General features: G+C 62.7%; 10 protein-coding genes. 4 read left to right on the top strand and 6 right to left on the bottom strand.

All coding sequences use genetic code 11. From position 1 onward, the window contains the following. The 3 genes from EPO09_RS01935 to EPO09_RS01925 all read left to right on the top strand — a co-directional run. Positions 1 to 565, top strand: a 565-nt coding sequence (locus tag EPO09_RS01935) for an FAD-dependent oxidoreductase (RefSeq protein WP_290639633.1), incomplete at its 5' end; no start/stop codon positions are given. A 41-nt stretch (positions 566 to 606) separates the two neighbouring features. After that, a complete protein-coding gene (locus EPO09_RS01930; protein WP_290639631.1) occupies positions 607 to 1,050 on the top strand; it encodes a nuclear transport factor 2 family protein in 444 nt (147 codons plus the stop codon). Between the two features lie 32 nt (positions 1,051 to 1,082). After that, entirely contained in the window at positions 1,083 to 1,898 is an 816-nt protein-coding gene (locus tag EPO09_RS01925) for a crotonase/enoyl-CoA hydratase family protein (protein WP_290639630.1), read from the top strand. A 24-nt stretch (positions 1,899 to 1,922) separates the two neighbouring features. Here the strand turns inward: EPO09_RS01925 and EPO09_RS01920 are convergent, their stop codons facing one another. The 3 genes from EPO09_RS01920 to EPO09_RS01910 are packed head-to-tail and all read right to left on the bottom strand — an operon-like array spanning position 1,923 to position 3,613. Further along, a complete protein-coding gene (locus EPO09_RS01920; RefSeq protein ID WP_290639629.1) occupies positions 1,923 to 2,384 on the bottom strand; it encodes a hypothetical protein in 462 nt (153 codons plus the stop codon). A gap of 12 nt (positions 2,385 to 2,396) precedes the next feature. Beyond that, positions 2,397 to 2,900 carry a hypothetical protein gene (locus tag EPO09_RS01915; RefSeq protein ID WP_290639627.1) on the bottom strand — a complete coding sequence of 168 codons (504 nt, stop codon included), beginning with the start codon at positions 2,898 to 2,900 and terminating at the stop codon, positions 2,397 to 2,399. A gap of 2 nt (positions 2,901 to 2,902) precedes the next feature. Continuing rightward, a complete protein-coding gene (locus EPO09_RS01910; protein ID WP_290639625.1) occupies positions 2,903 to 3,613 on the bottom strand; it encodes a YebC/PmpR family DNA-binding transcriptional regulator in 711 nt (236 codons plus the stop codon). A 143-nt stretch (positions 3,614 to 3,756) separates the two neighbouring features. On the opposite strand from EPO09_RS01910, the gene EPO09_RS01905 reads away from it, so the two are divergent. Beyond that, complete coding sequence (locus tag EPO09_RS01905; RefSeq protein ID WP_290639623.1) at positions 3,757 to 5,229, top strand: cytochrome P450; 1,473 nt, start codon at positions 3,757 to 3,759, stop codon at positions 5,227 to 5,229. On the opposite strand, the gene EPO09_RS01900 is transcribed toward EPO09_RS01905, so the two are convergent. The 3 genes from EPO09_RS01900 to EPO09_RS01890 all read right to left on the bottom strand — a co-directional run. Further along, positions 5,219 to 7,093, bottom strand: a complete 1,875-nt coding sequence (locus EPO09_RS01900) for a potassium transporter Kup (protein ID WP_290639621.1) — start codon at positions 7,091 to 7,093, stop codon at positions 5,219 to 5,221. The two genes, EPO09_RS01905 and EPO09_RS01900, sit on opposite strands and share 11 nt — an antisense overlap. Before the next feature lie 15 nt (positions 7,094 to 7,108). Then, positions 7,109 to 7,819 (bottom strand): two-component system response regulator KdpE, encoded by a 711-nt coding sequence (kdpE, locus tag EPO09_RS01895; protein ID WP_290639620.1) that lies wholly within the window; start codon positions 7,817 to 7,819, stop codon positions 7,109 to 7,111. Further along, on the bottom strand, positions 7,816 to 8,182 hold a 367-nt coding region (locus EPO09_RS01890), incomplete at its 5' end, for an ATP-binding protein (protein ID WP_290639618.1). The genes EPO09_RS01890 and kdpE, both read right to left, overlap by 4 nt.

Here is an 8,182-nt window from a genome sequence, read left to right as displayed (position 1 = left end):
CTACCTGGACGTGCTGCGTGACAAGAAACCCGTGGGCAAGACGGTGGCCGTGATCGGTGCCGGTGGCATCGGCTTTGACGTGTCCGAGTACCTCACGCACGAAGGCGAGAGCCCCGCGCTGAACCTGGCCAAGTTCAATGCCGAATGGGGCATTGACTCGGAGTACAAGGACCGTGGCGGCATCAAGCAGCCGCACCTGGACAAGGCCCCGCGCCAGATCTACCTGTTGCAGCGCAAGACCAGCAAGGTGGGCGACGGCCTGGGCAAGACCACAGGCTGGATTCACCGCACTTCGCTGAAGAACCGCAACGTCGAGATGATCGCGGGCGCCAGCTACAACAAGATCGACGACGCCGGCCTGCACATCACCGTGGCAGGCAAGGATGTGGTGCTGCCCGTGGACAACGTGGTGCTGTGCGCAGGGCAAGAGCCTTTGCGTGAGCTGCAAGCCGGCCTGGAAGCCGCTGGCAAGAAGGTGACCTTGATTGGTGGCGCCGACGTGGCCGCCGAACTCGACGCCAAGCGCGCCATCAAGCAAGGTACCGAAGTGGCTGCGGCCCTTTGATCTTGTCGTGACCTTGCGTTGATCAACCCTGGAGTGACACCATGAGTTCGCCTTCTGCACTCAAGCCCGCTGCGGCGGCCTCACTGGCTTTGTGGCACGAGATGGTGTCGCTGCAGGATCTGGGCAGGTTGCCCACGATCCTGCATGACAACGCCGTGTTCCGCTCGCCCATGGCCTTCAAGCCGTATGTAAGCGCGGCCGCTGTCAACCTCATCCTCAATACCGTGTCGAAGGTATTCACGCAGTTTGAATACCACCGCACGTTGGTCTCCGAGGATGGGCTCAACGTGGTGCTGGAGTTCAGCGCCAGCGTGGGCGACAAGTCGCTCAAGGGCATTGACATGATCCGCTTCGATGAAGAGGGCAAGATCGTGGATTTCGAAGTCATGGTCCGCCCCTTCAATGCATTGCAGGCACTGGGTGCCGAGATGGGCGCGCGCCTGGCCGCCTATCTGCCGGCCTACAAGGCCAATCACAATCAATAAAGAACCTCACGCGACAGCCGAGGAGACAAACCATGCAACTCGAAACCGTCACCGTCAGCCTGGACAACCATGTGGCCGTGGTTCGCTTGAACCGCCCCGAGAAGGCCAATGCGATGAACGCCACCATGTGGCAGGACATCCGCAAGGCCTTCACCTGGATCGATGAGAACGTCGACGCCCGCGTGGCCATCATCGAAGGCGAGGGCAAGCACTTCACTTCGGGCATCGACCTGCAGATGATGATGGGCCTGCTGCCCCAGATCAAGAACGACTGCGAAGCCCGCACCCGCGAGAACCTGCGTCGCGTCATCCTGGACATGCAGGACACGCTGACCAGCATGGAGCGTTGCCGCAAGCCTGTGCTGGCTGCCATTCATGGCGGCTGCGTGGGCGGTGGCGTGGATCTGATCTGCTGTACCGACATGCGCTACGCATCGGCTGACGCCTACTTCACGATCAAGGAAATCGACATCGGCATGACCGCTGACGTCGGCACCTTGCAGCGCCTGCCCAAGCTGATCGGCAACCAGGGCATCGTGCGTGAACTGGCCTACACCGGCCGCAAGGTGGATGCCGCCGAGGCGCTGTCGCTCGGTCTGGTCAACAAGGTGTACGACTTACGCGAGGCCTTGCAGGCTGGCGTGCGTGAACTGGCTGCGCAGATCGCGGCCAAGTCACCGTTGTCCATCCGTGGCACCAAGGAAATGCTGAACTACAGCCGCGATCATTCCGTGGCCGATGGCCTGAACTACATCGCGACCTGGAATGCGGCCATGCTCATGTCCAACGACCTGACGGCGGCCATGATGGCCGGCATGAGCAAGCAGACGCCGACCTTCAAGGACTGAGGTCAGCGCACGCTGTCAATCGCTTCAGGAAGCGACCCGCTTCCACTTCCCATCGTCCCCGAGCACCTCGATCACACAATCGGATGCGGCCACGGGGTCGATGGCGCCAAACCACTGCGCCACGTTGGCCCCGCAAGCCTTGGCTTGCTTGGTCAATTCGGCCCAGCGTGCCTTGCTGATGCGTGCTTCGCGCCGCAAGGCTTCGCCGCCCAGCAGTGCACGTGGGCTGATGCCCAGGCGATATACGCCATTGCCCAATTGCTTCATCACGGCCAGGGTGGGCGGCTGCGCCACGCCATTGACGAGGATGGACTTGAGTGCAGATGGGTCATGCTGCTGGCTCAGCGAGAACCAGGCCACCGGGCACTCCACGGCGGGTGTCTCCGGGGTGTCTTGCGGCAGGATGTAGCCGTTTTCGAGGATGCGAAGCAGGTGAACGCCCAGCGTGTAGTGCCAGGCGAGCAGCGGTGTAGAAGGCTGGTTCATGGGGCGTGATTGTCACCGACCGGGTTTGACAAAGTCAGACGCCACCCAGGCCTCGGCGCTGCTCAGCGTCAATTTGAAGTTGGGCGCCACCCGAACCTGCGCGAGCTGTTCGCCGCCCTGATCCTGCGCTGACAGCATCGCATACGGGTCATCTTCGTCGGGCACGATGTCCAGGCACACGGTGATCTGGCCAGATGCCGAATGCACGACCTGGCTCTTGTGGAGCTGGGCATGCAATTGCTGCTCATGGCGGCGGATCACTTCCGAGGCTGTCTTGACCAGGGTGTTGAAGGCGCCCGTATCCAAAGGTTTTGGGTTCTTCTTGTCGCGGCCCATGGTCCAGGGGCCCACGAGGGCCGGCTCGGGCTCGCCATCCTTGATCATCTCAACGGCCCAGCCGTCATCGTCTTCGTTCTTGACGACCTTGGCTGTCCAGCCGTTGTCACGCCACAGGCGCGCTTCGTAGATGGGTTCGAGTTCCTGGGTATCGGCATCGGCCCGTGATGTGTCGTTCAAACTCAACCTGCCAATCCCGCAAACACGTTCTGCACGTCTTCATTGGCGTCCATGGCCGCCAGGAAGGTTTCGACTTCTTCCAGCGCCTCGGCGCTGAGGCTGGCCGGGTCTACGGGGTTCTTGGGCTTGTAGCCCAGTTTGGCCGACAGCACCGTGAAGCCTTGAGCAGGCAGGGCGCGGCTGACCAGATCCAGATCGGTCGGGTCAGTCAGGAACAGCGTGACGCTTTCGTCACCAGGCTCCAGATCTTGCGCACCGGCCTCGATCGCGGCCATTTCGGCATCGGCGTCAGCGCGGGCGGGTTCGGCCTCGATCATGCCCACATGGTCGAAATCCCAGGATACTGAGCCGGATGTGCCTTGCTGCCCTTTGCGGAACAGCACGCGCATGTCGGAGGCCGTGCGGTTCACGTTGTCGGTCAGGCATTCGATCATGACCGGCACGCGGTGCGGCGCAAAGCCTTCGTAGATCACGTGGTCAAAGTGCACCGCTTCGCCTGTGAGGCCGGCGCCTTTCTTGATGGCGCGCTCCAGCGTGTCCTTGGGCATGGAGGCCTTGCGAGCCTGTTCCACCACCAGGCGCAACCGGGCGTTGGCAGCCGGATCAGCGCCGTTGCGCGCGGCAATCATGATTTCCTTGGCCAGCTTGCCGAAGATCCGGCCCTTGATGTTCGCTGCCAGATCCTTGTGTTTTGCTTTCCACTGCGCGCCCATGGCGGGAGTCCTTTGAATGCTGAAATGAGCCGCCAGTTTAGTGGACGCCTTGCGAGGGGCCGAATCCGACACGTGCGCACGGGTCAATTCATGGGTGTTTGCAGTCAGTGACAGGGGCACGGAAAAGGGAGATAGTTCGGCGCATGAAGCTGTCATTCCTGCCTCACTCGCGTCAGTCCGTGCCGCCAGAACCTGGTGCTGCACCTCGTGTTCGCCGCTTGCGCGATCTGCCGGGGCCGCCTCAGTGGCCGGTGGTGGGCAATGCCTTGCAGGTGCAATTGAGCAAAGTGCATCAGAACGTCGAAGCATGGGTCAAGCGCTATGGGCCCATGATCCATGTGCGCCTGGGCGGCTTTCCCTTGTTGGTGGTGTCCGACCACGAGGTGATTGCCTCGCTGCTGCGCGATCGGCCGGAAGGCTTTCGCCGCCCCTCGCGCATGCAGGAAATCATGGCCGAGATGGGCATCCAGGACGGCGTGTTCGTGGCCGAAGGCGAGCACTGGGCCAAACAGCGCCGCATGGTCATGGCCAGCTTTGCGCCAGGGCAGGTGCGGGCCTATTTGCCAGCCTTGCTGAAAGTGGCGGGGCGCTTGCGCGACCGGTTCGAACTCGCGGCCCAACAGGGCCAGGCCATCGATCTGCAGGCCGATCTGATGCGCTTCACGGTGGATGCGATCTCGGGGTTGGCCTTTGGCATGGACGTCAACACGATCGAGTCTGACGACGATGTGATCCAGCGGCATCTGGACCAGATCTTCCCGACCATCTGGCGCCGCTCCCACGCCATCGTGCGCTACTGGAAGTGGTTCAAGCTGCCGCGTGATCGGCGCCTGGACCGCAGTGTCAAAGCCGTGAACGTGGCCATTCGTGGCTTCATGGCCCAGGCGCGTGTGCGTCTGCAGGATCCGGCTCGGCGAGCGGCCCCGCACAACCTGCTGGAGGCCATGATCGTGGCGGCGGATGAACCCGGCAGCGGCATGAGCGATGACGATGTGGTGGGCAATGTGTTCACCATGCTGCTGGCGGGTGAGGACACCACGGCCACGAGCCTGTCCTGGATGATCTACCTGATGAGCCGCAACCCGCATACCTTGCAGCGGGCGCGGCAGGAGGTCGACAGCTGCCTGGGCGATCTGAATAACTGGACGGCCGACGACCTGGGCAGGCTGGATTACCTCGAAGCCTGCATCCACGAAAGCATGCGCATCAAGCCCGTGGGGCCTTTCAATGTGGTGCAGGCGCTCAAGGACACGGTGGTGGGCGATGTGCAGATCCGTGCCGGTACGTCCGTGGTCATGGTGATGCGCCACGACACCTTGAGTGATGACACCTTCCCGCAAGCCCAGCGCTTCATGCCGGAGCGCTGGCTGGATGAGGCCACGCAACTGGCCCCACACCATGCCAAGCGCGTGTCCATGCCCTTTGGCGCGGGCCCGCGCATCTGCCCGGGGCGTTACCTGGCTTTGCTGGAGATCAAGCTCGTGGCGGCGATGCTGCTGCAGCACTTCGACATCGTCAGTGTGGACACACCCGATGGGCGTGATGCTGACGAGCACATGGCGCTGACCATGGTGCCCGTCGGTTTGAAGATGCGCATCAGGCGCATCACAGCATGACCTGCGTGCCCAGCTCCACCACCTGGTTGGCGGGCAGGCTGTAATAGGTAGCCGCACCTTCCGCTTGCCGTGTCATCCAGCTGTAGAGCGCACAACGCCAGGCGGGCAGGGCGCCGGGGCCATCCACGATGCTGGAGCGGGCCACGAAGAAGGTTGTGCTCATGGGCTCCAGCGACAGCGTCGGGTGCTTGATCAGCTTCAGCGCTTCAGGGATATCCGGCTCTTCGCGGAAGCCAAAGCGCACGGAGACGCGGAAGGCACCAGGAGCCAGTTCACTCACCGAGACGCGCTCGTCATCGTGGATGTAGGGCGCGTTGTCATTGAGCACATGCAGGAACACCGTCTGCTGGTGCATCACCTTGTAGTGCTTGAGGTTGTGAAACAAGGCACTGGGCACGATGGTCGGATCGGATGTCAGGTACACCGCGGTGCCAAACACGAGTGGCACGTCGGGCCGAGGGCTGTGGATGAAGTCATCCATGGGGATGTCGATCTTGCGGCGCTGATCGGCCACCAGGCCAGTGCCTTCTTTCCAGGTGGTCAGCATCAGGAAGATGATCGCGCCCAGCGTGAGCGGGAACCAGCCGCCTTCTCCCAGCTTGCTCAGGTTGGACATGAAGAAGCCTATCTCCAGCAAGGTGAAGGCACCCAGCGCGATCAGCGTAGGGCGGCGCAGCGTGCGAGCCTGGATGCGCGTCACGAAGGCTGTCAGCAAGGTCGTGATGATCATGGTGCCTGACACGGCGATGCCATAGGCAGCAGCCAGCGCCCCGGAGGACTTGAAGGCCAGCACCAGGGCGATCACCGCCAGCAACATCAGCCAGTTCACGCTGGGCACGTAGATCTGGCCCTTCTCCTTGTCGGAGGTGTGCAGGATGCGCACGCGCGGCAGGTAACCCAGGCGGCTGGCCTGCAGCGTCATTGAGTAGGCGCCTGAGATCGTGGCTTGTGATGCGATGACGGTGGCAGCAGTAGCCAGGATCACCAGCGGGATCAACAGGGCTTGCGGGGCCATCAGGAAGAAGGGGTTCTCGGCCATGTGGGCATCACGCAGCACGAGCGCGCCTTGCCCGAAGTAGTTGATGATCAGGCAGGGGAAGACCAGACCGTACCAACCCAGGCGCACAGCCTTGGCGCCAAAGTGACCCATGTCGGCATACAGGGCCTCGCCGCCTGTCAGCGCCAGGAACACGGCAGACAGCAGGATGAAGGCGCTGCCCGGATGGGCGATCGTGAAGTTCAGCGCATGCATGGGGTTGACGGCCTGCAGCACCATGGGCGTTTGCGCAATGCTGTGCAAGCCCATGCCGCCCAGGGTCAGGAACCACACGACCGTGATCGGCCCGAACAGTCGGCCTACGCTGCCTGTGCCCTTCTTCTGGATGAAGAACAGGCCGATGAGGATGCCGATGGTGATGGGTTCGATGAAGTGCTCGAACCTTGGTGTGGCCACGCTGATGCCCTCCACGGCGGACAGCACGGAGATGGCCGGCGTGATGATGGCATCGCCATAAAACAGCGCGGCGGCAAACACGCCTGCACTGACGACGAGCAACGACCGCCTTGGTGCGTCATGCGTCAACCTGTGTGCCAAGGCCGTGAGCGCCAGCACGCCGCCTTCGCCGTCGTTGTCGTACTTCAGCACGATCCACACGTACTTGATCGAGACGATGACCAGCACCGCCCACAGCAGCGCCGACAGCGTGGCCAACACGTTTTCAGGCGAGATGGCCAAGGCGTGCGGGCCGTTGAAGGCTTCTTTGAATGCGTACAGGGGGCTGGTGCCGATGTCGCCAAAAACAATGCCCAGTGCAGCCAGGGTCAAGGCCCCCAGACGTGATGCACCTTGATGGTCGGATGACATATTGTCGTGATCCCTTCAGTTTCCCGGTTGAAAGCGATAGCCCACGCCGACCTCGGTCAGAAAGTAGCGGGGCTGCGCCGGGTCATCTTCCAGCTTCTGGCGGAGATGGCCCACATAGATGCGCAGGTAGTGACTGCTGTCAGCATACGACGGCCCCCACACTTCGCGCAAAAGCTGGCGGTGCGTCATGACCTTGCCCGTGTGGGCCAGCAAGACGCACAGCAAGCGGTATTCGATTGGCGTGAGGTGCACAGGCAGGCCCCCACGTGTCACTTGCCTGTGGATGAGATCCACTTCGATGTTGCCGAACAGGCAGATGGGTTGCTCGATGTCGGTGCCACGGCGGGCGCGGCGCAGCATGGCGCGCACACGGGCCAGCAGTTCGCCAACAGAGAAGGGCTTGGTCAGGTAGTCGTCGGCGCCGGCGTCCAGCACGTCGATCTTGTCGACCTCGGCAGCGCGTGCCGACAGCACCAGCACAGGCATCGTGGACCAGGTACGCAGGTCTTTGACGAACTGGCTGCCGTCGCCATCGGGCAAGCCCAGATCCAGGATCACCATATCGGGCTTGCGTGTGCCCGCTTCGATCAGTCCTTGCTGCATGGTGTCGCTCTCTGCCACCTTGCAGCCATCGCCTTCCAGGGCGGAGCGTACGAAGCGGCGGATGTGCGGGTCGTCTTCGACCAGCAACACCGTAGGGCTCAAGGGGGCGGTGTTCGCGCTCATGGTTGGCCCTCCTGGTTGGCGCCGGATTCAGGTTCGGGCTCGATGGTGGGCGGGTTGCCCAACGGCAGCATGAAGCGCACTTCGGCGCCGCCTTCTGGCGGGTTCAGGGCTTCGATGCGCCCGCCATGCGCTTCCACAATGGCCTGGCAGATGGACAGGCCCAGGCCCACGCCGGGGATGCTGGATTCAGGCGTGCCGCGCTCGAACACGCCGAAGATGGTGGGCAGGCGGTCCGCTGGAAAGCCTGCGCCCTCATTGCGCACGCTGATCAGCATGTTCGTGCCTTGTGGTGTGGCGCTGATGTGGATATCGGTGTGGGCGGGCGAATACTTGGCGGCGTTTTCCAGCAGGTTGCCAAATACC

Source organism: Aquabacterium sp., from assembly GCF_004297345.1.
Lineage (GTDB): Bacteria > Pseudomonadota > Gammaproteobacteria > Burkholderiales > Burkholderiaceae_C > Aquabacterium.
Note: the sequence above shows the minus strand (reverse complement) of the source record. Positions and strands in the feature narration are given on the sequence as shown.

What these genes read in the sequence shown, in the direction of transcription:
- EPO09_RS01930 (WP_290639631.1), top strand. Translation starts at nt 607, where the DNA reads ATGAGTTCGCCTTCTGCACTCAAGCCCGCTGCGGCGGCCTCACTGGCT.
- EPO09_RS01925 (WP_290639630.1), top strand. Translation starts at nt 1,083, where the DNA reads ATGCAACTCGAAACCGTCACCGTCAGCCTGGACAACCATGTGGCCGTG.
- EPO09_RS01920 (WP_290639629.1), bottom strand. Translation starts at nt 2,384, where the DNA reads ATGAACCAGCCTTCTACACCGCTGCTCGCCTGGCACTACACGCTGGGC.
- EPO09_RS01910 (WP_290639625.1), bottom strand. Translation starts at nt 3,613, where the DNA reads ATGGGCGCGCAGTGGAAAGCAAAACACAAGGATCTGGCAGCGAACATC.
- EPO09_RS01905 (WP_290639623.1), top strand. Translation starts at nt 3,757, where the DNA reads ATGAAGCTGTCATTCCTGCCTCACTCGCGTCAGTCCGTGCCGCCAGAA.
- EPO09_RS01900 (WP_290639621.1), bottom strand. Translation starts at nt 7,093, where the DNA reads ATGTCATCCGACCATCAAGGTGCATCACGTCTGGGGGCCTTGACCCTG.
- kdpE (WP_290639620.1), bottom strand. Translation starts at nt 7,819, where the DNA reads ATGAGCGCGAACACCGCCCCCTTGAGCCCTACGGTGTTGCTGGTCGAA.